Annotated in this window: 20 protein-coding genes; 3 read left to right on the top strand and 17 right to left on the bottom strand. The window is 64.1% G+C overall.

From position 1 onward, the window contains the following. Positions 1-60: 60 nt before the first annotated feature. The 11 genes from AAGT95_RS13440 to AAGT95_RS13390 all read right to left on the bottom strand — a co-directional run bounded on the left by AAGT95_RS13440 (position 61) and on the right by AAGT95_RS13390 (position 14,229). Complete coding sequence (locus AAGT95_RS13440; RefSeq protein ID WP_342594107.1) at positions 61-1,389, bottom strand: enolase C-terminal domain-like protein; 1,329 nt, start codon at positions 1,387-1,389, stop codon at positions 61-63. Positions 1,390-1,522: 133 nt separating this feature from the next. Beyond that, positions 1,523-2,653 (bottom strand): L-talarate/galactarate dehydratase, encoded by a 1,131-nt coding sequence (locus AAGT95_RS13435; RefSeq protein WP_342594106.1) that lies wholly within the window; start codon positions 2,651-2,653, stop codon positions 1,523-1,525. 189 nt (positions 2,654-2,842) lie between these two features. Next, complete coding sequence (locus AAGT95_RS13430; protein WP_342594105.1) at positions 2,843-3,883, bottom strand: LacI family DNA-binding transcriptional regulator; 1,041 nt, start codon at positions 3,881-3,883, stop codon at positions 2,843-2,845. Between the two features lie 112 nt (positions 3,884-3,995). Further along, on the bottom strand, positions 3,996-4,466 hold the full coding sequence (sixA, locus tag AAGT95_RS13425; protein WP_342594104.1) for a phosphohistidine phosphatase SixA: 471 nt from the start codon (positions 4,464-4,466) through the stop codon (positions 3,996-3,998). Continuing rightward, entirely contained in the window at positions 4,466-5,545 is a 1,080-nt protein-coding gene (locus tag AAGT95_RS13420) for an NAD(P)H-dependent glycerol-3-phosphate dehydrogenase (RefSeq protein ID WP_240612380.1), read from the bottom strand. The genes sixA and AAGT95_RS13420 overlap by 1 nt, the downstream gene beginning before the upstream one ends. Before the next feature lie 254 nt (positions 5,546-5,799). After that, complete coding sequence (locus tag AAGT95_RS13415; protein WP_342594103.1) at positions 5,800-7,242, bottom strand: NAD(P)(+) transhydrogenase (Re/Si-specific) subunit beta; 1,443 nt, start codon at positions 7,240-7,242, stop codon at positions 5,800-5,802. A gap of 18 nt (positions 7,243-7,260) precedes the next feature. Then, complete coding sequence (locus AAGT95_RS13410; protein ID WP_342594102.1) at positions 7,261-8,832, bottom strand: Re/Si-specific NAD(P)(+) transhydrogenase subunit alpha; 1,572 nt, start codon at positions 8,830-8,832, stop codon at positions 7,261-7,263. Positions 8,833-9,215: 383 nt separating this feature from the next. Then, the gene (locus AAGT95_RS13405; protein ID WP_342594101.1) at positions 9,216-10,676 is read right to left on the bottom strand and encodes a protein adenylyltransferase SelO; all 1,461 of its coding nucleotides are present in this window, start codon (positions 10,674-10,676) and stop codon (positions 9,216-9,218) included. A 138-nt stretch (positions 10,677-10,814) separates the two neighbouring features. After that, on the bottom strand, positions 10,815-11,486 hold the full coding sequence (locus tag AAGT95_RS13400) for a glucosaminidase domain-containing protein (RefSeq protein WP_342594100.1): 672 nt from the start codon (positions 11,484-11,486) through the stop codon (positions 10,815-10,817). Positions 11,487-11,874: 388 nt separating this feature from the next. Then, positions 11,875-13,773 carry a molecular chaperone HtpG gene (gene htpG, locus AAGT95_RS13395; RefSeq protein ID WP_342594099.1) on the bottom strand — a complete coding sequence of 633 codons (1,899 nt, stop codon included), beginning with the start codon at positions 13,771-13,773 and terminating at the stop codon, positions 11,875-11,877. A 123-nt stretch (positions 13,774-13,896) separates the two neighbouring features. Further along, positions 13,897-14,229, bottom strand: a complete 333-nt coding sequence (locus AAGT95_RS13390) for a YkvA family protein (protein WP_240612378.1) — start codon at positions 14,227-14,229, stop codon at positions 13,897-13,899. A gap of 278 nt (positions 14,230-14,507) precedes the next feature. Between AAGT95_RS13390 and AAGT95_RS13385 the strand changes: the two genes are divergently transcribed. After that, a complete protein-coding gene (locus tag AAGT95_RS13385) occupies positions 14,508-16,484 on the top strand; it encodes a transglycosylase SLT domain-containing protein (protein ID WP_342594098.1) in 1,977 nt (658 codons plus the stop codon). 105 nt (positions 16,485-16,589) lie between these two features. Here AAGT95_RS13385 and AAGT95_RS13380 read toward each other — a convergent pair whose 3' ends face one another. Beyond that, positions 16,590-17,162 (bottom strand): exopolysaccharide biosynthesis protein, encoded by a 573-nt coding sequence (locus tag AAGT95_RS13380; RefSeq protein WP_342594097.1) that lies wholly within the window; start codon positions 17,160-17,162, stop codon positions 16,590-16,592. A gap of 60 nt (positions 17,163-17,222) precedes the next feature. Further along, positions 17,223-17,639: an NINE protein gene (locus tag AAGT95_RS13375; RefSeq protein WP_198655816.1), complete on the bottom strand. Its 417-nt coding sequence runs from the start codon at positions 17,637-17,639 to the stop codon at positions 17,223-17,225. Positions 17,640-18,246: 607 nt separating this feature from the next. Here AAGT95_RS13375 and AAGT95_RS13370 point away from each other — a divergent pair. Then, entirely contained in the window at positions 18,247-18,453 is a 207-nt protein-coding gene (locus AAGT95_RS13370; protein WP_110600936.1) for a cold-shock protein, read from the top strand. Positions 18,454-18,577: 124 nt separating this feature from the next. Here the strand turns inward: AAGT95_RS13370 and AAGT95_RS13365 are convergent, their stop codons facing one another. The 4 genes from AAGT95_RS13365 to AAGT95_RS13350 all read right to left on the bottom strand — a co-directional run bounded on the left by AAGT95_RS13365 (position 18,578) and on the right by AAGT95_RS13350 (position 22,134). Then, a complete protein-coding gene (locus AAGT95_RS13365) occupies positions 18,578-19,018 on the bottom strand; it encodes a nucleoside deaminase (protein WP_342594096.1) in 441 nt (146 codons plus the stop codon). A 59-nt stretch (positions 19,019-19,077) separates the two neighbouring features. Then, the gene (yegS, locus tag AAGT95_RS13360) at positions 19,078-20,001 is read right to left on the bottom strand and encodes a lipid kinase YegS (protein ID WP_342594095.1); all 924 of its coding nucleotides are present in this window, start codon (positions 19,999-20,001) and stop codon (positions 19,078-19,080) included. 201 nt (positions 20,002-20,202) lie between these two features. Beyond that, the gene (locus AAGT95_RS13355) at positions 20,203-21,390 is read right to left on the bottom strand and encodes a multidrug effflux MFS transporter (protein WP_342594094.1); all 1,188 of its coding nucleotides are present in this window, start codon (positions 21,388-21,390) and stop codon (positions 20,203-20,205) included. A 69-nt stretch (positions 21,391-21,459) separates the two neighbouring features. Further along, on the bottom strand, positions 21,460-22,134 hold the full coding sequence (locus tag AAGT95_RS13350) for an MgtC/SapB family protein (protein ID WP_342594093.1): 675 nt from the start codon (positions 22,132-22,134) through the stop codon (positions 21,460-21,462). 152 nt (positions 22,135-22,286) lie between these two features. Here AAGT95_RS13350 and AAGT95_RS13345 point away from each other — a divergent pair, with 152 nt between their 5' ends. Continuing rightward, entirely contained in the window at positions 22,287-23,135 is an 849-nt protein-coding gene (locus AAGT95_RS13345) for a formate/nitrite transporter family protein (RefSeq protein ID WP_342594092.1), read from the top strand. The last annotated feature ends 248 nt before the right edge of the window (positions 23,136-23,383 follow it).

The raw sequence follows: 23,383 nt of genomic DNA, 5'->3' as shown, positions 1-23,383 counted from the left end.
TCCTCGGCCATTGATGCGGCGCGGCCGGCGCTGGCTCCGCCCCGCGCTGATACGGCCGATTCAACGCACCAGCGCCGGGCGCTTGGGATCGAACGACCAGCCATCGATCAGGTACTGCATCGCCATGGCGTCATTACGGCTGCGCACATCGAGCGACTGGTAAAGCGCATGGGCCTTTTCCACCTGGGCCATATCGAGCTTGACCCCGAGCCCCCCCGTTTTCGGCACTTTCAACTTGCCATCCCGGATCTCGAACGGTCGCTCGGTCAGGCGCTGCCCATCCTGCCAGATCCAGTGGGTATCGATGGCCGTGATATTGCCGGGGCAGGCTGCTGCCACGTGGGTCATCATCGCCAGGGAGACATCGAAGTGATTGTTGGAGTGAGAGCCCCAGGTCATGCCCCACTCGTCGCACAGCTCGCCGACCATGACCGCGCCCTGCATGGTCCAGAAGTGGCAATCCGCCAGCGGGATGTCGACCGCATTGAGTGCCACCGCGTACTGCAACTGCTTGAAATCGGTGGCGATCATGTTGGTGGCGGTGGGTAGGCCGGTGCGTTTCTTGAACTCGGCCATGGTTTCTCGACCCGACCAGCTCTCCTCCTGGCCACAAGGATCTTCGGCATAGCTCAGAATCGCCTTGATCGGCTCGAGAATCCTGACCGCCTCGTCGAGCTTCCAGGCCCCGTTGGGATCGAGGGTCAGCCGCGCCTCGGGGAAGGCGTCGTGCAGCGCTCGGATGCAATCGGCCTCCTCCTCGCCGCGCAGGACGCCGCCCTTGAGCTTGAAGTCCCTGAAGCCATAACGCTCATAAGCCGCCTTGGCCAGATTGGCCACCGCGTCCGGCGTCAGGGCTTCCCTGCAGCGCACCTCGTCCCAGGCATCCGCCGGACTGCCGGCCTTGGGATATGGCAGATCGGTCTTGTCCGGATCGCCGAGCAGGAACAGGTAGCCCAGCGCCTCGACCTCCTCGCGCTGACGCCCGAACCGCCCCAGCAGGTCGGCGACCGGCTGACCGAGCGCCTGACCGTAAAGATCGAACAACGCCGATTCGATGGCGGTCAGGACATGAACGGCGACGCGCAGGTCGAAGGTCTGGCGGCCCCGCTCCTCGCGGCCGTTACTGGCCAGCAGCAGCCGCGCACGATTGAGCGTCTGCTTGACCTCGTTGACGCGAGCTCCCTCGACCAGGGAGCGGCACTGCTCGAGCCCCTTGAGGATCCCCTCGCTGGAAGGAATCTCGCCGACGCCCTGATTGCCGGCGTCATCCTCGAGAATCAACAGGCAGCGAATGAACCAGGGTGCGTGGCCGCCGCTCAGGTTGAGCAGGAAGCTGTCGTAGCCGGCGACCGGCATCACGGTCATCCTGGTAATCTTGGGGAAACTCATATCGCACTCCTCGATATTCGATCGTTGCACGAACGCCGCAGCAGTCCGCGCGCAACATGAAGCGCAAGGCGCCCGGCGCCCCGGCACCGGGCGACGCAGCGATCCACCTGCGCAGCTATGGATTCCGGGCTTGCTAGCCGCGTTTGCCGAACTCGGCGCTAGCCACCGTCCACCGACGTGCCTGCTCGGTCAGCGTGATGCCGAGCCCCGGCCGGTCCGGTACCCGCATGCGACCGTCACGGGTCTCCAGGCTCTCGTTGAACAGCGGCTCGAGCCAGTCGAAATGCTCGACCCACGGCTCGGCCGGATAGGCGGCCGCCAGATGCAGGTGAATCTCCATCGCGAAGTGCGGCGCCAGCTGCAGACCGGCGGCATCCGCCAGCGTCGCCAGCTTCAGGAACTGGGTGATCCCACCGATGCGTGGCGCGTCCGGTTGAATGATGTCGGCGCTGCGATGCTTGATCAGCTCCATGTGCTCGCCCACGCTCGCCAGCATCTCTCCCGTCGCGATCGGCGTGTCCAGCGCGCTGGCCAGCGCGGCATGCCCCTCCACGTCGTAGGCGTCCAGCGGCTCCTCGATCCAGACCAGATTGTAAGGCTCCATGGCCCGACCGAAGCGCAGTGCCGTGGCGCGATCCCACTGCTGGTTGGCGTCGATCATCAGCGGAATGTCATCGCCCAGGTGCTTGCGCACTGCCTCCACCCGCTGCAGGTCGATACGCGAGTCGGGCTGGCCGACCTTGATCTTGATGCCCTTGATACCGTTCTCGAGCGAGCGCGTGGCGTTCTCCTTGACCTCCTCGATCGGCGTGTGCAGAAAACCGCCCGAGGTGTTGTAGCACTGCACGGAGTCGCGATGTGCACCCAGCAGCTTGGCCAGCGGCAGCCCGGCCCGCCTGGCCTTGAGATCCCACAGCCCGACATCGATGGCGGCGATCGCCTGCGTCGACAGCCCGCTACGCCCCACCGATGCACCGGCCCAGACCAGTTTCTGCCAGAGCTTGCCGATGTCGCTGGGATCCTCGTCCAGAATGGCCGGGGCGATCTCCTTGGCGTGGGCAAACTGACCATCCCCCCCTGCGCGCTTGGAGTAGCTGAAGCCGATACCTTGATGGCCGTCGCGGGTTTCGATCTCGGCAAATAGAAACGAGACCTCGGTCATGGGCTTCTGACGACCGGTCAGTACCTTGGCATCACTGATGGGTGTCGCCAGTGGCAACAGCACATGGGAAAAACGGACCCAGCGGATCGCATCGCTAGACATTCGGATTCCTCGTTATCGTGACTGGGAAGCTTGGCTCCCGAGGGTTTCGGCGCTGCGAATGGTTGCGCTATCACCACAGCATTCGGCTCTTGAACGAGGAAATGTTAGCGCAATCAGTTTGTATGACAAAGCATCGCGAGAGCGGCTTCGACCAAAGAATGACAGGTGCCCCTGGCGGATTCGGGGCGGTCAGGTGGTGTCGCGATCGATGATCTCGAAGCCGACATCTTGGGATTGGCCCGCACGCTCGAACGTCGGCTGGGCCATTCGCTGGAGCAGGTGCTCGGCCGCGCGCAGGCCGATGGCGGCGCCGTCGATACGCACGGTGCTCAGCGCCGGGAAGCTGGCACCCGCATAGCTGCTGTCGCCGAAGCCCATGATCGCCAGTCGATCCGGCACCGCCAGCCCGCGGCTCTGCGCTTCCGCCAGCACACCCAAGGCAAGGATATCGGAACTGCAGACGATCGCATCGAGCGAATGGCTATCGAGCAACTCGGCGCTCATGCCTCGCCCCCAGGGCATGCTCGAGGGTGTACCGACCTCGCGCAGCTGATAGGTGCCCTCGCCCGCGCCCTCGAGCCCGGCGATGAATCCGGCGACGCGGCGCCTGCCGCGGGAATCGTCCGCGCTGATGAGCCCGAACCGGCGATAGCCGCGTGCCAGCAGGTGCTCGGCCACGGCACGCCCCACCGCTTCATGGGAAAACCCGACCAGCATGTCCACCGGGTCGTCGCTCATGTCCCAGATCTCGACCAGAGGCACCTTGGCCGACAGGAGTCGCTGGCGCGTCAGCGCCGAATGACGGCAGCCGGTCAGCACGATCCCGTCGGGACGGCGGCTCAGCACGGTCTCGAGAATCGTCTCCTCCTGCTCCGGCGTGTAGCCGGTCAGGCCCAGCAGCACCTGATAACCTTGCGGAGCCAGGACGCCCATCACCGTCTGCACCACCTCGGCGAACAGCGAGTGCGCCACCGTTGGCACCAGCAGCGCCACCAGCCGGCTGCGGCTCGACGCCAGTGCGCCGGCAACCCGGTTGGGCACGTAGCCGGTCTCCAGTACCGCCCGCTGCACCCGCAGCCGCGTGCTTTCGCTGACCAGCTCCGGCCGATTGAGGGCCCGCGACACGGTCATCGGCGCCACGCCCGCCACCCGCGCCACGTCGGTCAGACGTGCGCTGCCGGTGGAGCGGGAAGAGCGCCCTCTGGTGCTGCTATCGTCCATGGCTGTCATGACTCATTCGGCGGCCTATCGACTCCGTGGGTAGCGCGGGGCTATTTCGACAGTGAACGGGGCTATCTCGCCAGCGATGAGAGGCTGGGGAACCCGGTGTGCCACTCGCGCCTCAAGCATAGGGTGGCCCGACGAAGGCCCTCGAGGTGGCGCAACCCGCCGCCCAGACATCGGCCTCGAGCAGCGCGATGCCGGCGGTCGGAAAGGCGATGCCGGCGCCAGGGGAGCCCTCGACCAGCCGCCCGACCAGAGCGCCGACCAGCGGCATATGGCTGACGATGATCAAGGGTCGAGACACCTCGAGTGCCGTCAGTCGTTCGACGAGGGCATCGACATCGTCATCCGGCGTTATCGTGTCCACGGTCTCAAGGTCGCAACGCGTCGCCTCGACCACGGCCTGCGCCGTCTGCTGGGCGCGATCGTACGGGCTGGCCCAGACCATCGCCCCTTCCAGCTCGGGACGAGCAGCCAACCACCGCCCGGCGCCCTGCGCCTCGTGTTCGCCACGCGGGGTCAACCGACGCCCCCGGTCAGGACGCCCGGGCCCCGCCTCGCCATGCCGCACCACCGCCAGCCAGCCCATCAATCGTTGTCCGGCGCGAGATCGTGAGCGCGGGAGACCGCCTCTCGCGACAGCATGAACTCGACGTCGCTGCTCTGCTCGCTCTCCATCAGCGCCTTGGCCATGTCCTTGGCCGGAATGCCGCCGAACATGACCTGGTGGAGCCCCTGGGCCAGCGGCATGTAGATATCCTCCTGCCGGGCTTTCTCGCACACCAGCTTGACCGTGTTGACGCCTTCCGCCACCTGGCCGAGCACTTCGATGGCGGAGTCGAGATCGTGTCCCTGGCCCAGGGCATAGCCGACCCGGTAGTTGCGCGACAGCTCGGATGAACAGGTCACGATCAGGTCGCCGACGCCGGAGAGCCCCAGAAAGGTCATCGGATTGGCACCGAGGGCCACCGCAAAGCGGCTCATCTCGGCCAGCGCTCGGGTCATCAACATGCTGCGGGTATTCTCGCCCATGCCCAGCGCCGCCGCCATGCCCGCGGCGATGGCGTAGATGTTCTTGAGCGAGCCCCCGAGCTCCGCGCCGTAGCGATCGTTGCCCGCATAGACGCGGAAGTAACTGCAGCCCAGCGCCGCCTGGACATAGGCCCGCGTCACCGGGTCGTCGCTGGCGATCACCGTGGCCGTGAGATGCTTCTGGGCGATCTCCGCGGCCAGGTTGGGACCGGACAACGCCCCGATATGCGACGAGCCGGTCTCCTCCTCGATCACCTGGCTCATCAGCTTGAAGCCGTCGGCCTCGATCCCCTTGGTGGTACTGACCAGAATCTGCTCCGGCCTCAGGTGCGGGCGCACCTGCTGAAGCACCTGGCGGAACGCCTTGGAGGGGATCGCGATGAACACCACGGCAGCCTCGGCGACGGTGGTCGCCAGATCGGTGGAGGCCACCACTGCCGGATTGATCGGATAGTCCGGCAGATAGCGGCCATTTCGGTGCTCGCGGTTGATCTGATCGACCAGGGCCTCGTCGCGCAGCCATTGACGAACCTCGGCGCCATTGTCGGCGGCGATGCTGGCGATGGCGGTTCCGAAACTCCCCCCGCCGAGTACCGCGACCTGCATGCGTTGTTCTGACCCGTGCTTGTCTGACATGGTCGTTCCATTGACGATGAGCGATACCCACAGTGTAACGAAAAAACGCCCCGAAAACGGGGCGTTGCTCTTGCCGGATCAGCGATATCGACGGCAGGTCGCGGTCACCAGGCCTGGCACCTAAGCCGGGCTTGGCCAGGTGTCGTCATGGATCGGCCCGAGACCTGCCCTTGTCCGCGTGAACCGGCACGCCGGCCCGCCTCTCGACCAATCCCTGCCTCCCGGTCATCGCTTGCCGACGCTACCGACATGACCTAGTCGATCATCCCCACCAGCGAGTCGATGCTGGCGCGGGCATCGCCGTAGAGCATGCGCGTGTTCTCCTTGAAGAACAGCGGGTTCTCGATACCGGAGTAGCCGGTGCCCTGGCCTCGCTTGCACACGAACACCTGCTTCGACTCCCAAACCTTCAGCACCGGCATGCCGGCGATGGGGCTCGCGGGATCTTCCTGCGCCGCCGGATTGACGATGTCGTTGGAGCCGATGACGATCACCACGTCGGTGGTGGCGAAATCGTCATTGATCTCGTCCATCTCCAGCACGATGTCGTAGGGTACGCGGGCCTCCGCCAGCAGCACGTTCATGTGCCCCGGCAGGCGGCCGGCGACGGGATGGATACCGAAACGCACCTCCTTGCCCGCCGCCCGCAGCTTGCGCACCAGATCGCTCACCGCGTTCTGGGCCTGGGCCACGGCCATGCCGTAACCGGGGACGATGATCACGCTGTCGGCATCGTTGAGCGCGCTCGCCACGCCCCCCGTGTCGATGGCGATCTGCTCGCCCTCGATCTCCGCAGCCGGCCCTTGGGCCCCGCCGAAGCCGCCCAGAATCACGCTGACGAAGTTGCGGTTCATCGCCTTGCACATGATGTAGGAGAGAATCGCACCGGAGGAGCCGACCAGGGCCCCGGTGACGATCAGCAGATCATTGGAGAGGGTGAAACCGATCGCCGCCGCCGCCCAGCCGGAGTAGCTGTTGAGCATCGACACCACCACCGGCATGTCGGCGCCGCCGATGCCCATGATCAGATGCCAGCCGATGAAGAACGCCAGCGCCGCCAACAGCAACAGCGTCCAGAAGCCGGCGCCGTTGAAGTAGGCGATGGCCAGCAGCAGGCACAGCGCTACCGCGCCGGCGTTGAGCAGATGCCCGCCGGGCAGCTTGTGCGGCTTGCCGCCGATTCTGCCGGCCAGCTTGCCGAACGCCACCACCGAGCCGGTAAACGTCACCGCACCGATGAACACGCCCAGCACCACCTCGCCCTGCAGGAAGGCGAGTTCCGCCGGCGTCTTGTGGGCCAGGGTCGCGGCGAACGCCGAGAGCCCGTCGAAGGAGACACCGGCGGTCTTGATCGCCATGACCCGGGCTCGTTCCAGCTCGGCGTTCCAGCCGATGAACACCGCCGCCAGCCCGACGAAGCTGTGCAGCGCCGCCACCAGTTGCGGCATTTCGGTCATCTCGACCTTGCGTGACAGCCAGGCGCCGACCAGACCGCCGACCAGCATCATCGGGATCATCCAGCCGTAGCCGCCGATCAGCGGCCCCAGGGCGGTGAAGAACACCGCGATCGCCATCCCGACGATACCGTACCAGACCGCGCGCTTGGCCTTCTCCTGATTGCTCAACCCGCCCAGGGAGAGGATGAACAGGACACTCGCCGCGATCGCCGCGGCGGAAACGAACTCATGTTGCAACATTGCCTTTCTCTCCGCGGGTCAGGATTTCTGGAACATGGCGAGCATGCGACGGGTCACCAGGAAGCCACCGACGATGTTGATCGACGCGATCAGCACCGAGACGGCCGCCAGTAGCGCCACCAGCCCACTGCCGGAGCCGATCTGCATGATCGCACCCAGGATGACGATGCCGGAGATCGCATTGGTCACCGCCATCAACGGCGTATGCAGCGAGTGACTGACGTTCCAGATCACCTGGAACCCGACGAAGCAGGCCAGGACGAAAACGATGAAGTGCTGCATGAACGACGCCGGCGCGACCATCCCCAGCAACCACATCAGCACGCCACCGGCGACGAGAATGCCGATCTGGCGCTTGCTCTGGGCCAGGAATGCGGCGTGCTCGGCCGCCTTCTTCTCCTCCGGTGTCGGCTCCTTGACCTTGGGCTTGGGCTTGGCAGCCGCGATCGCCTTGACCTTGGGCGGGGGCGGCGGGAAGGTGACTTCACCGGCATGGGTCACCGTGGCCCCACGAATGACGTCATCCTCCATGTCATGGACGATGACACCATCCTTCTCCGGCGTCAGATCGGTCAGCATGTGGCGAATGTTGGTGGCGTAGAGCAGCGAAGCCTGGGTCGCCATGCGCGAGGGGAAATCGGTGTAACCGACCACGATCACGCCGTTGTCGGTGACGATGCGCTCGTCGGGTACGGTCAGATCGCAGTTGCCGCCCTTCTCGGCGGCCAGATCGACGATCACCGAACCGGGCTTCATCAGCGCGACCATATCCTCGAGCCACAGCTTGGGTGCCGGCCGGCCCGGGATCAGCGCGGTGGTGATGACGATGTCCACTTCCGGCGCCTGCTCGCGGAACAGTGCCAGCTGCTTGTCACGAAACTCGGGGCTGGAGGGTGCCGCATACCCGCCGCTGCCCGCGCCATCCTGGCTATCCTCGAAATCGAGGAACAGGAACTCGGCGCCCATCGACTCGATCTGCTCGGCGACTTCCGGGCGCACGTCGAAGGCGCGCACCACCGCGCCCAGGCTGGTGGCGGTACCGATCGCCGCCAGACCGGCGACGCCGGCGCCGACGATCAGCACCTTGGCCGGCGGCACCTTGCCCGCTGCCGTCACCTGGCCGGTGAAGAAGCGCCCGAACTGATTGCCGGCTTCGATCACGGCACGGTAGCCGGCAATGTTGGCGGTGCTGGAGAGCGCGTCCATCTTCTGGGCACGCGAGATCCGCGGCACCATGTCCATGGCGACCACTGTCGCGCCCTTGGCACGGCAACGCTCGAGATTCTCCTCGTTCTGCGCCGGCCAGAAGAACGTGATCAGCGTCTGCCCTTCCCTTAGCCGCTCGGTCTCCTCGGCCAGAGGCTCGCGCACCTTGATCACCACCTCGGCTTCGCGCCAAAGGGCGGCAGCGCCTTCCACCACGCTGACACCGGCATCGCGATAAGCCTCGTCGCTGAACCCGGCCAGCACGCCGGCACCGCTCTCGATCAGGCACTCGTGCCCCAGTTTCTGTATCTGCTGCGCACTCTCGGGCGTCAGCGCCACCCGCGCCTCTCCCTTGGCGAGCTCCTTCGGCGCCCCGATTTTCATTCGTCGTTCTCCCGATGATCACCCATGTGTCGAGATTCCTTCTTTCGTATATCGCTCAACGATTCCCGATGACCGGTTCGCCGATGACGCGGCGGCCCAGTGCCCGCCGGCGATGGATCAGGCCGAGAAGGCACCGATCATCGGGTTGAGCGTTGTGGATAGGTACGACAGTTTTCCGGAAAGAATGGAGGCGAATCAAGCAATTAGGAGAAAAACCAACCCGATCAATATTTTATGGCAGGCATAATGAATGCGTTATGTTTAAAACCGCCAACAACCGCTTGTTTTCAATATTAAAAAATGAACGTCACATTTTCGTTATCCAACTTATAACGAATGACTTATCACCGATAATGCCGGTGGATTCCACCGGCACCTGGTCATCAGGACGAACAGGAGAGGCATACCGGTGGCGCGCTCGCCGCCGGTGCCTCGGCCCAGATATCCATGCCGGGTCGACGATTGAACGGCGATGAAAGCAGCTCGCGAAACGTGGCAAGTGGACGAGTGTCGCCCTCCTCCGCTGCCTCGATCACCTGTTGCGCCAGATGGGTGCGCAGGACATAGAGCGGATTGACACGCCGCATCGCCGCCAGACGCTCGGTCTCCCCGCGGTGCTCGCAAGCCAGCCGCTGATGGTAGCGCTCGAGCCAGGGACCTAGCGCGGGGCTGTCGATCTCCTCGGCCAGTGACAGGCCACCGACCACATCCCGGTCACTCAGTGCGCGAAAACTGCGATGGAAATCGGCCCGCGAGCGCTCGAGCAGGTCGAGCCATTCGTCGATCAGTTCGCCGTCGCTCTCCTGCTCGGTCTCGAGCCCGAGACGCCCCCGCATCAGGATGGCGTAGGCGGCCTGCAACGTGGGCTCGTAGCTGTCGAGTATTTCACGCAGCCGCGCCACTTCGATCAAGGGGGTCAGTGATTGCCCCAGTACGGTCAGGTTCCACAATGCCACGCCCGGCTGCTGGTCGAAGGCGTAGCGACCCGAGGCATCGGTATGGTTGGGAGTCAGATTGGACTCGAAGCGATCCATGAACGCATAGGGACCGTAGTCCAGCGTCAGTCCCAGAATCGACATGTTGTCGGTGTTCATCACCGCATGCACGAAACCGTACGCCTGCCAGCGGGCGACCAGTTCGGCGGTGCGGGTGACCACGTCCTGGAACAGCGCCTCGAGCGGCGCCTCCTCCTGGGCCAGGTCGGAGCGGTGGCGATCGATCACGTGGCGCATCAGCCGCTCGATGTCCTCCACCCGCTGCTGCTGGTAGAGCCATTCGAAGTGACCGAATCGGACGTGACTCTCGGCCAGGCGCAGCAGGGTCGCACCCGGTTCGACACGCTCGCGCATGACCTTCTCGCCATTGATGGCGACGGCCAACGCCTGAGTGGTGGGGATCTTGAGCCCGGTCATCGCCTCCCCGGCCAGATATTCGCGGATCGAGGAGCGCAGTACCGCGCGGCCATCGCCGAAACGCGAGTAGGGTGTCTGGCCGGCACCCTTGAGATGCAGGTCGATCGGCCCCTGCGGCGTCATCGCCTCGCCCAGCAGCAACCCGCGGCCGTCGCCGAGCGCTGGGTTGTAGGTACCGAACTGGTGGCCGGTGTATTTCTGGGCCAGCGGCTCCATGCCATCCAGCAGGCGCTCGCCGCTCATCAGGGCAGTCAACCGCTCCCGATCGATATCGTCCACCTCCAGCCCCAGCCGCGCGGCGCCCGCAGGACTGACGTCGAGCAGCCGAGTGTCGCGCCAGGGGGTTGGGTTCACCCGGCTGAAGAAGTCCTGGGGAAAGCGAGACCAGACATTGTCGAAGGTCAGTGACTCGAGGGATGTCGCGCTGGCCATGGCGGCCTCCTCGGGTTGGCGGGGATTGGCTGTAGTCTAGCCCAAAAGAGCGGTCACACACGAACCGGCGCTACCCGACGATCTCTCTTCGGTAGCGCTCGCGAGGTCCGGTTCGAGTCGAGTACTCGGCCTGACGAATCAGGCCGGGCTGCCTGCCGCGAAAGGATCGTCGATGCCATGATCCCGGATCAGGTCACCGTTGGTGCGCAACAGCGACAGCAGCTGCTGCTGATAGTTGGGTGACGTCGAGTAGTTGTGCAGCTTGCCGATCAGCCGCTCGGCCGAGATCGAACGGCCACTCGTGGCGAGCACCATGCGCTCCTGGCGCAGTTGGGCATAGGCACGGTGGGTGTTCAGGTTGTGCAGGTAGGCTCGGACGCCGTCACGCACGCTATCGAACACCTGGAAGCGCCGCGAGGTGCCGTTCTGGGCAATGCCGCAGCCGGCCGAGAAGCAGCGCATACCGAACAGATTGTTGCTCTCGCGGGCGATGCGCGAGGTCCCCCAGCCGGACTCCTCGACGGCCTGGATCACCACCATCTCCAGCGGAATGGTATTGACCCGGCTAAGCAGCTCCCGGCTCACCTGGCCCGGCTCGCAGGTCACCCCGTAGGCGTCGCACAGTCGCGCCAGACGCGCCTTCTCGTCGTCGCGCAGCGGATTGACACGGGTGCTGACCGCGAACAGCCAGTTGCGGTCGCTCTGAATGCGGGCGTTCTCGGCCTGCACCAGGGGGACCAGCATGCTCAGGAAAGCGGCCTTGCGCTTCGGGCCCGCCTTGATCTCGCCCAGATCCGGAAGCTCACTCACCGGATCCAGGGCCGGGGGGTGAACGCGAGACGTGAGCGTCGACACGGTGTGAGGGGGCGACTGAGGAGTTTTTGAGAGCGGTTCGCCATGAGCCGCTATCGAAAACGTTGCAGTGCTGAGCGTGATCCCCAGTCCCACGATGGCCGCGGCGGCGTGCTGCGATAGCTTCCGACGACTGCGCCGACGGGAGTCGACGGGGGAAAATTCAGACAAACACGATAAAAAGGAACGCGACATGCTCGCTCCTCCGTTGAAAAGAAGTCGGCAGGTTACCAGCCATTGACTGCAAACTTGAGGAAAAAAGGTGCAATTAGCCCATTTTCAGTAAAAGAATGGCCGGCCACGAGGGCCGGCCATGACACGCTGCATGCACGATGCCTGATATCGATCAGGCACTTAGCAGCTGGTTGAGGCGCTTGACGTAGGCCGCCGGATCGTCGAGGTGGCCACCCTCGGCAATGACCGCCTGATCCAGCAGGATATGGGCCAGATCGTCGAAATTGCCCCCCTCGGTACTTTCGAGTCGTGACACGAGGGCGTGTTCCGGATTGAGCTCGAGGATAGGTTTCACTTCCGGCAACGGCTGCCCGGCCGCCTCCATCATCCGACGCATCTGGAAGCCCATCTCGTGCTCCGGCAGGACCACGCAGGCCGGTGAATCGGTCAGGCGATGGGTGACCCGTACCTCCTGAACGTTATCGCCCAGCACCTCCTTGACTCGCTTGACCAGTTCCTCCTTCGACTTGGCCGTCTCTTCCTGGGCCTGCTTCTCGGCTTCATCGGCCATGTCGTCGAGTTCCAGATCGCCCTTGGCCACATCGGCGAACGACTTGCCGTCGAACTCGGTCAGATGGCTCATCAGCCACTCGTCGATGCGATCATGCAGCAGCAGGACCTCGATCCCCTTCTTGCGGAAGATCTCCAGGTGCGGGCTGTGGCTGGCCGCGTTGAAACCGTCCGCGACGATGTAATAGATCTTCTTCTGGCCCTCCTTCATGCGCTCGACGTAATCCGCCAGCGACTGGTCCTGCGTCGCACTGTCGGTATGGGTGGTCGAGAAGCGCAGCAGCCCCGAGATCTTGTCGCGGTTGGCGTAGTCCTCCGCCGGACCTTCCTTCAGCACGTCGCCGAAGGTGTTCCAGAAGGTCTGATAGGCTTCCTTGTCCTTCGACAGCTTCTTGAGCATGTCCAGCGCACGCTTGGTCAACGCCGACTTCATCGAGTCGACCTGCGGCGATTTCTGCAGCAGCTCGCGGGAGACGTTCAACGGTAGATCGCGGGAATCAAGCACGCCCTTGACGAAGCGCAGATAGAGCGGCAGGAAAGCCTCGGCATCGTCCATGATGAAGACGCGCTGGACGTAGAGCTTGAGCCCGCGCACGCCGTCACGCTGGTAGAGATCGAACGGGGCACGCTCCGGCACGTAGAGCAGGCTGGTGTACTCGAGCTTGCCTTCGACCTTGTTGTGGCTCCAGGTCAGCGGGTCGCTGAAATCGTGGGCGATATGCTTGTAGAACGCCTTGTACTCGTCGTCGCCGATCTCGGCCTTGGGTCGCACCCACAGCGCGGTCGCCTCGTTGACGGTTTCCCAACTGACGGTCTCGCTGCCTTCGATCTCGTTGCCCTCTTCGTCGCGAGCCTTCTCGACCTTGGGCATGCGCACCGGCACATCGATGTGATCCGAGTACTTGCGAACCAGATTCTTGAGCCGGAAGTCGTCGGCGAACTCCTTGGCGTCATCCTTCAGATGGAGCACGATCTCGGTACCGCGCTGGGGGTAGTCGATGTCGGCGATGGTGAACTCGCCCTCGCCCCTCGAGCGCCACTCGACCCCCTGATCGCTGTCGGCGCGGCGCGTGCGCACCACCATCTCGTCGGCGACGATGAAACCGGAGTAGAAGCCGACGCCGAACTGGCCGATCAACTTGGCGTCTTTCTGCTTTTCGCCGGAGAGCTGCTTGAGGAAATCCGCGGTACCGCTCTTGGCGATCGTCCCCAGGTTCTTGATCACCTCGTCGCGGTTCATGCCGATACCGGTATCGCGCACGGTCACCGTGCCCGCCTCGGCGTCATGCTCGATCTCGACGCGCAACTCGGCGTCGCCGGCGTAGAGACCGTCATTCTCCAACGCCTCGTAGCGCAGTTTGTCGCAGGCGTCAGCCGAATTGGAGATCAGCTCACGCAGGAAAATCTCCCGGTTGGAGTACAGGGAGTGGATCATCAAATGGAGAAGCTGCTTGACCTCGGTCTGAAAGCCTAGCGTTTCTTCTTGAGTCGCGGTGGTCATTGATGGCCTCTTGACGGTTTTTCGTGATGAAGACGAAACGGAAAATGAAGACGAACGAAATTGGGTGCTCAGCGATATGGGGCTGGCCAGCCCCATTTCAAGCCATGCGCGCGGGAAGCGCGTTCAGTCGACGACGACCTCGTCGTCGATGCCCTTCCAGCGGCGATAGTCGCCCATCGCCCGGTCGACCCGCGTCAGCAACCAGCCGACGATGAAGACGTCATCGATGAGCCCGATGATCATCAGGAAGTCGGGGATCAGGTCCAGCGGCGACACCAGGTAGACCAGTGCCAGCGCCATCCACCCGAAAGCCGCCCACGGAATGGGGCGGTAGCGTCCACGAAGGACATCCATGCTCATGGGTCCGAAGACGCGAAAGGCGCGTCCGATCCGGGCCAAGGCGCCGCCACGCTGTCTGAGGCGGGAGAGCTGGGTCACGAAACGCCAGGGATTCATGGTCGAACCTCTAGTGATGGATGGGGGAAGAAGGCGCGATCGCCGTTACCTGACCCTAGAGATGGTCACGATTCGACCAAGATTCAACGTTGGCGTTGTGAAACGGGGCTACCCAAGTCGCTCCCCATCGGCGACGATGGTCGCCATGAGTCGACCCGGTCCTGGCGGACGGCCCGGCCGCGGCGCCGCCTCCGGCGCCGGCGAGGCTGTCGTCGGCCGCACGATCAGACCCGCCGCGTTCGACGACGAGAGCGCTTCGAAAAAAAGAGAGAGACCCAATGCCCGCATTGCCCATCCGCAGACGTTGGTTCAGCTGGTGCCTGGCCGGCGCCATGGGCTTGAGCACCGGTGCCCAGGCCGTCGTGACGTCGCCAGACGTCAGCACCAATGACGACCGGATCATGAAGCAGGCGCTGGATGCCGCCCGCGACCGGCGCTGGGACGATATCGACCAGGCCGCCATACAGGACCATGTACTGGCCGGTTACGTGGAGTACCACCGGCTTCGTGCCCGGCTCGCCACTGCGTCTGCGGCGGAGGTCAACGACTTCATCGTTCGCCATGGCGACTCCCCGCTGGCGGACTGGATGCGCGGCGCCGCCCAGACCCGGTTCGGCCAGTTGGGACGCTTCGACGACCTGCTGGCGATCAGCGATGGCGAGCCCTCCGCGACCATCCGTCAGTGCTACTACTACACCGCGCTTCTCGACCGCGATCCGGCCGAGGCCGCGGCGGGCGGGGAGAAGCTGTGGCACGTTGGCGCCTCCCAGCCCGAGGCCTGCGACACTCTGTTCTCGACGCTTCAGCAGCGCGGCGTGCTGACCGACGAGGACACCTGGGAGCGCATGATGCTGGCGTGGGAGAACGGTCAGGACGGGCTGGTCACCTACCTCGAGCGCGGCCTGGACGACAGTTGGCAGCGCGCCATCGACAGCTTCGATAGCGTCCGCGGCAATTATGCCGGGGTGACCCGGGTTCCGCTGGACCTGGGTCCTGACGGCGAGGCCAGCGGAGCCCTGATCGCCGCCGCCATGCACGGCCTGACACGCGCCGATACCGAAGCCTCGCTGGAGGCCTGGCGCAAGATCGCGCCCCATGTGTCGCTCAGCGACGAGCGGCGTCACCGGATAGAGCACGACCTGGCGTTCTACTCCATGGTTCGCGACGTCGACAACAACCAGGGCTGGGTCGACACGACGCTACCGCGTCTCGCGGACGCCGATCTGATCGAGCTGCGCATTCGCAATGCGGTCACCGAAGGCAATTGGCCCAATGTCGCGCGCTGGAGCGAAGCGCTCCCGCCCGACGTACGGGCGGAGGCCCATTGGCAGTACTGGCTCGGACGCGCCAGCGAGGCGATGGGCGACGAGGCCAAGGCGCGCCAGGCCTATCAACTGGCCGCCCAGGATCGTAGCTTTTTCGGCTTTGCCGCCGCCGATCGCCTGGGGCAGCCCTACCAGTTGCAGATGGCCAATACCCAAGTCTCGACGTTACAGCAGGAACTGACGGGCATGCTGCCGGTGGTCAAGCGCACCGAGGCGCTGATGCGCATCGGCGAAGAGGGCCTGGCGCGCAGCGAGTGGTATACCGCCGCCGCTCGCGACACACCGGACCAGGCCGAAGCACTGGCCGACTACGCGATTCGTCAGGGCTGGTTCGGGATGGCGATACAGACCACCATTGCCGCGAAACAGTGGGACGCTCTGCCCTGGCGCTTTCCGGCGGCCTACCGCGACTCGTTCATCAAGTGGGGCGAGCTCAACCAGGTCGATCCCTACCTGCTGATGGGTATCGCCAGGCGCGAGAGTGCCTTCAACCCGCAGGCGACATCCCCGGTGGGAGCGCGCGGGCTGATGCAGCTGATGCCGGGCACCGCCGACCATGTCGCCCGCAATCTCGGTATCAGCGCCCCCAGCACCTCGGAGCTGTTCGAGCCTCAGCTCAACATCCGCCTGGGCAGCACCTACATTCATTCGATGCTGGAGCGCTATCGCGGCAATCGGATCGCGGCGACGGCGGCCTACAATGCCGGCCCCCAGCGCGTGGATCGATGGCTGACCAGCGCGCCGCGTGAATTCGACCGCTTCGTCGAGAGCATCCCTTTCCGGGAGACCCGGGATTACGTGCAGGCCGTGCTGGCCTATCGGGTCATCTTCGAGAGCCTGGCCAAACAGGGCGATACCCAGGGCGTCGCCATGCTCTCCCAGGCCGAGCGCCAGGGAAATTACGACCCCACCCTGATCGCCCGAAACTGACTCGCCCCCAATCGCTCGATGCAACGCCCCGTACGCCCGGAAATGGAGTGCCAGTTCCGGGCGTACGGGGCGATTCGGGTCGAACGGGCCAGTGGCACGAACCGATCAGATCAGCCAGAGGCCGACGCCCCCGGCCACGGTGATGGCGAGGCCGATCAGCATCATCAGGCCATCCCCGGCGGTCAGGCCGAGCGCCATGATGACGATCGCCAGTGCGGGGATGGCAGCGGCGAACGGTAGCAACTCCAGTGGCATCATCCCGAGCCCCAGCACCACCATCAGCAGCGCCAGCAGGCGCTGGCTCACTTCCCCGGTCAGCCAGGACAGCCTAGGCGCGAGGAATCGATCGATTCTCCGCGTCCAGGGCCTGACGCGCTGGGTGACGCGATGCCACCGTTCGTGGCTGATGCCGCGTTCGGCCAGGGCTTTCGGTAGCCACGGGCTCCTGCGCCCGAAGACCAGTTGGATCGCCATCAGCGCAATGAAAATGCCGCAGAGGCTCGGCACCCCTGGCACGCCGCCGGTGGGCAGCAATGCAATCAGCGCCGGCAGCAACACCACGGGACCGAACCCGCGGGCATTGAAGGTATCGACGATATCCTGCAGCGTTATCGTCTCATCCTCGACCTGCTGGTCGAGCGTCTCGAGAGTATCGGTGAGATTCATTCGCTCCGACATACGTTACCTCCCTGTAACGTCATGGCCAGTATCCTGATGATAGGCCTGCGACCGACGCGGTCAAAGGCCGCGGCGGGCATGCTTCAACGATATCTGATCGTTGAGCGTCCAGAAGTCGTAGAGAACGCCGATCAGGAACAAGCCGCCGGTCAACAGGTAGATCAACCCGGTGATCCACTTTCCCATGTACATCCGATGAATGCCGAAGATCCCCAGGAACGTCAGCAGGATCCACGCCAGGGTGTAGCTGGTCGGGCCAGCCCGGAAACGCAGGTCCGCCTGGCGGTCCATGCTCGGGATCAGGAACAGGTCGATCAGCCAGCCGATCCCGAACAGCCCCAGCGTCAGAAACCAGATCGTGCCGGTGACGGGTTTGCCATAGTAGAACCGGTGGGCTCCGGTGAAACCGAAGATCCACAGCAGATACCCGATGACCTTGCTGTGCGTGTCGTTGAGACTCAAACCGTGTTGTGCCACGCGCGTTGCTCCTGACTCGTTTGATGTGTGAAAACCGCTGGCCGGCGCCGGCATGCTGCGCTGACGCACCCCGCGAGCAGCGGGCGACAGCTTACCCAAGGTCGTCGATACGATACATAGCGGCGTGTCGAGAAGCTGACCCGGCCCCGACCCGGTCCGCAATATCTGCTGCGACCGCGACGCCCGGGAGACGAACTTGCTGTCGCTGACGGTAAATCCCGAGTGCTCCTCGCCTGTAACGGCGCCTATCGGGGCGAGCATTACCGTTTTCTGTCAATCTTCTTAAAAAGGGTTAATAAAACCATACCGTGTGACGCGATCAGCCCAGAAAAAAGGCGTTGGCAGGCTGTAGACGCGCATAAATTTTCCATCTATGGTTTGTGAGCGGGGCATGGGAAACGGTGCTACCAAAGTCAAGCCTTCAGACGCTTGACCAGGTATATCCCCCAATGCAACATCCGTTGCGTAGGTTTGCAGGTAGAATGTCGTCAGTTGTTAGTCGATCTCGTCCAACTCCTAGTGCGCATTCCCCCCTAGTCTGACCACGCATTTCGGGCATCCCCCGGGAGGCTCGGGTACATCACTATGCAAGTTAAGGATATCGACAATGGCAACTGGCACTGTCAAATGGTTCAACGACACCAAAGGCTACGGTTTCATCTCTCCCGATGACGGCGGCGATGATCTGTTCGCGCACTTCTCCGAAATTCAGGCAGAAGGCTTCAAAACTCTGCAAGACGGCCAGAAGGTTACCTTCGACGTCACCCAGGGCAAGAAAGGCCTTCAGGCCGCCAACATCAAGGTCGCTGGCTAACACCGGCCAAAGGTTCCAGACGCAGGGATCGATTCCAAGCGTTTCACCGCCTTGAGCAAAGCCCACCGGACGGTGGGCTTTTTAGTGGGCGCGACGAAAGCTCGCCAGCCCCGCTCCCGGCCCATCAGGGCTCGCCGATGTCCTCGTGCCAGACCTCCGGATGGGCGGCGATGAACCGTGACATCAACTCCCGGCACACCGGATCGTCGAGGACCTCGACTGCCACCCCACGCTCTCTGAGCAACGCCTCTTCGCCCATGAAGGTTCGATTCTCGCCGACGACGATCCTGGGTATGCCGTAAAGCAGGATCGCGCCGCTGCACATCGAGCATGGCGACAAGGTCGTGTAGAGCGTCGAATCCCGATAGACAGAAGCCGGGAGGCGACCGGCACTCTCCAAGGCATCCATCTCGCCGTGGAGAATGGCACTCCCCCTCTGCTGGCGCTGATTGTGCCCTCGCCCGATGATCTCACCCCGGTGGACCAGGACGGACCCGATCGGCACGCCCCCCTCGTCGAGACTGCGCCTCGCCTGTTCGATCGCTGCCTGCATGAAGTCATCCACGTCGAGCCCTCCTCTAGCACGTTGATCGGTTTGTGACGCGCCCCTGTCGCGGGCCGGTATCAACCGGCATGACGCAACAAGGGGCAGTCTTCGGGAACCACCAGCGGCAAGGCCTCGCGATCGAGCGACGCCCGAAAGTGCTCGTACCGGCGTGGCTCACCATCGAGATTGAGAGGGAAAGCGCCGTCGCTATCGAACTCGACCCATGGCACGCGAAGATAGCGCACGAACTCCCCATCCTGCGGGAGGTTCTCGAGCTCGTCGATGATACGCTTCAGCTCACCCAACGAGTTGAAGTGACGCACGAACAGCAGCTCGAGCAGACCGTCGTCCAATCTCGCGGAGGGTGCCAGGCGTTGCCCTCCGCCGGCCTGGCATCCGTTACCGATGGCCAGCATGAAGAGCGGAACCCGCGCCTCTCCCTCCGGCCAGCGCATGTGACCTTCGAAGGGCTGGTAATTCCACGCTTTCAACATGCCCATCAGCGAGTAGGCGCCGCCGCCCAGCAGTCTCTTCAATCCTACCGGCGTGGAAGTCGTGATCTCGGCACCGAACCCCCCGGACGCCACATTGATGAAGGCCTCGTCATCGAGCTTGCCGACATCCACCTGCCGGACGCTGCCGGTCAGGGCCAGCTTCAAGGCATCACGCGGGCCCATCGGCAGGTTCAGGCCGTGGGCGAAGTCGTTGGCGCTGCCCAGCGGCAGGATGCCGAGAGCTGGGCGACGCTCCGGAGGCTGGCGCATCAGCCCGGCGACGATCTCGTTGATCGAGCCATCGCCACCGCCGGCGATGATTCTCGCAGCGCCACCCGCTACCGCGGCATCCACCATCCAGACGCCATCTCCACCCTCCCAGGTGACCCGAACCTGAAGATCGTGACCCTGACGGCGAAGCTCCTCGACCGCGTCGCGGATCTCGGGCTGCTGGGCCGATTTACCGTTGAGTATCAACCATGTGCTTTCCTTGCCATGACTGGCCATACCTGTCTCGTCCTTTCCCGGGGCCGGTCGATTCATCTCGGCCGTGCCGTGAAATCTCGCGCTGTCGATACGACGAACCCGCTCATTCTAGCGCGTTGGCGCCATACCGATATTCGACGTGTTAAACCTCACGCCAACGCAGCGGCATCCCGCTTCACGCCGACGCTTCCGAAGGCGAGGCAGGCGCCGCCACCGACCGGGTCACTCACCGACGGCGGTGGCGTCCGCCAATCCTCTTCCCACCATCCACAACGCCAAGCCGCCACCACAACATATCAGTGCCAACGACGTCTGCGGTGCCAGCGGCGTGATCAGCAGCAGGGTTGCCAGCGACGCGCCACCGCCCAGTTGAATGGCCCCCAGCAGTGCGGCCGCAGTGCCCGCCCGCTGAGGGAACGGTTCCAGCGCCAGGCTCGCCGCAGCCCCCAGCACCATCGAGAATCCCACCGACAGCAGCGCCACGGGGCCCATGAAGGTGAGTACGGAAACCGGCAACCCCCAGTACAGGCCGGCGATCAGGGCACCCCCGCCCACGACGACGGCCAGTCCCCGCTGCACGGTCGGCCTGCGCCCCCAGCGCGCCATCAACCGGGGCACGACGAAGAACGCCACGGTACTGACCAGGGCATTGCCACCGAACCAGAGGCTGAAGACCCACTCCGGCTGCCGCAGCCGGTCCATCATCACCACCGGCGCTGCGGACACATAAACCAGAATGGCGGCCATCATCGTGCTGACGAGAATGGCATAGTAGAGAAACCGCCGGTGGAACAGTACCGGGCGATAGCGCGACCAGCGATAGAGACGCCGTTCGATCAGCGTGTCATGGGGCCGTGTCTCCCCGAATCGCCAGCAGGCTCCCAGCCACAGCAGTCCCGCGAACCCGGTCATGAAGGCAAAGTTGCTCCGCCACCCCAGCCATACCGTCAGGGCCCCGCCCAGTACCGGCGCCAGTGAGGGCACCAGCGTCAGCGAACCGTTGAGATAACTGTAGAGCTTGGCGCCCTCGACGGGAGGATAGCTGTCACGCACCGCCGCAAAGGCCACCGTGACGGAGGCGCAGGCGCCGAATCCCTGGAGCACGCGGGAAGCGTAGAGCATCTCTATCGACACGGCCGACATGCCGATCAACGCCGCGACCATGTAGATGGCAGCTCCTCCCAGCAGCACCGGGCGGCGCCCGAAACGGTCGGTCAGCGGGCCGACCATGAGCTGCCCGACACCGACGCTCATCAGGAACAGAGTAATGGTCAACTGCATCGCCGCGTAGGAACGCTCGAACTCCGCCGCCATCGCGGTCAGTGCCGGCAGGTAGATGTCGATCGCCAGTGGCGACAGCATGACCGCGCCCATCAATATCCAGAAAGCCGGACGTCCTTGTTGCTGCATGACTGCCTCACCACCGTTCAGGAGCGCCTACTCTATCGATTGACGGGGGAATGACAACCATTCTCGATATCAATCCCCCGTCGGAGAGAGCTGGAACTCCAGCAGCCGATCATGCTCTCGAAGATCGGCGGCCAGCGGCGGGATGTACTTGCGGTCATGCGTGCGCAGCATCAGGCGGTACTCGAACTGCCGGCCATCGTCGCGCGTCCGGTAGCTCAGGCTCTCGACCCTGAATCGGTGAGACGCCATCAGGTCATGGATCTGCGTTTCGGACATCACGCTACCACTGTCGAAACGCAGGATGCAGCGGGCAAAGATCCGACTGGGCATGCGCCCCTCCACCACCCGGAAAAGGGAGAGTGTCAGCAAGGTGACCACTGTCGCCATCACGGCCGGAAACAGAAAGCCGATGCCATAGAGAATGCCCAACGTGGATGTGACCCAGATCGAGGCGGCCGTGGTCAACCCCCGGACCGTCAATCCCTCCTTGAAGATCACCCCGGCGCCCAGGAACCCGATCCCGGTCATGATCCCTTGAGCCATCCGGGTGGGATCGGTGCGAACGGTCGCTTCCGGAACGTTGGTGCCCAGCCACTGCCACTGATAGACCGTGACCATCATCAGCAGGGCCGACGACACGCAGACCAGCGCATGGGTGCGAAAGCCCGCCGGCCGCCCATGAAAGGTCCGCTCCAGTCCGATCAGGCTTCCCGCCAGCCAGGCCAGTCCCAAGTGAAGCAACATTGTCCAGGATTCCGGCGACATACTTGGCTATCTCCCTGTCGTGTTTACGACTATCGTTCAAGCATAGCGGCTGTGACCGGCCACCGCAGAAGACTCGGCGGTATTTGCCGTACCCGCGCCTTGCCACTTTTCAGCCATGAAGGAATGAACGCTTGAGCAAACGTCACAATCTCACCCCGCCCAGCCGTGTGCAAAAAGACGAGGAAGAACACGACCTTCAGCTCAACAACGAGGAGCTACCCTCACGCGCCGCTGCCGTACACGAATCCATCAGGGAGGAGGGAGAAACGGAGTTGAGCCGGACGGTATCGGCGCTGCTCTGGTCCGCCATCGCCGCGGGCCTGTCGATGAGCTTCTCGATGCTGGCGAAGGGCCTTTTGCGCGCGCACCTGCCGGAAAACGACGTCGGCTTCCTGGTCGAGTCGCTGGGCTATACGGTAGGGTTCCTGGTCGTCATCCTGGCCCGCCAGCAGCTCTTCACCGAAAATACCGTGACGGCAGTGCTTCCCGTGATGAGCCAGCCCCGGCTCGGCAGGTTCATGTGCCTGCTCCGGCTATGGGGCGTGGTGCTGATCGGCAACCTGGTCGGTGTCGCCGTCTCCGCCTGGGCCATCCTGGCGCTGCCGATCTTCTCGCTGGAGACCCACGAGGCGTTTCTGACCCTGGGCGAACATATTCTCGAGAACACGCCGATGCAGATGTTCGCCAAGGGCATCGTGGCCGGGTGGATGATCGCGACAATGGTCTGGCTGCTGCCCAGCGCGGGAAGCGCCAAGATCTGGGTCATCCTGATCGTGACCTACCTCGTCGCGATCGGCGAGTTCACCCATATCATCGTCGGCTCCACCGAGGTGATGTACCTGGTCTTCTCCGGCCACGCCAGCTGGTCGGAATATCTCTTCCATTTCGGTTTCCCGACCTTGCTCGGCAATGTGGTCGGAGGCACCTTCATCTTTGCCCTGATCAGCCACGCCCAGATCCGCAGCGATAGCGATCGCTGAAGCCTGAGCGTGGAAATACCGCGGGCGTCCCGGCGCCCGCCTTGCACTTCAAGGCCGCCGGTCGATTCAAGTCCTGCCGCCCGCTCGCCGATACAGGTCTAGGGCCTGCTCACACGAGACGCCGCGAGCCGCGTTGCCGCGACAAAGGCGTCAAGGCAAGACGCGAGACGCCGATACGGATCGTTTCCCTATCCAGCCACGCATCGAAGCCCGGTCATATTTGACGCGCAGCCCGAAGGGACGGGGCG

Origin of the sequence: Salinicola lusitanus, assembly GCF_038648475.1 — a bacterium.
GTDB classification, from domain to species: domain Bacteria; phylum Pseudomonadota; class Gammaproteobacteria; order Pseudomonadales; family Halomonadaceae; genus Salinicola; species Salinicola lusitanus.
The sequence above is the reverse complement of the archived record's forward strand: the minus strand, read 5'-3'. Positions and strand labels throughout refer to the sequence as shown.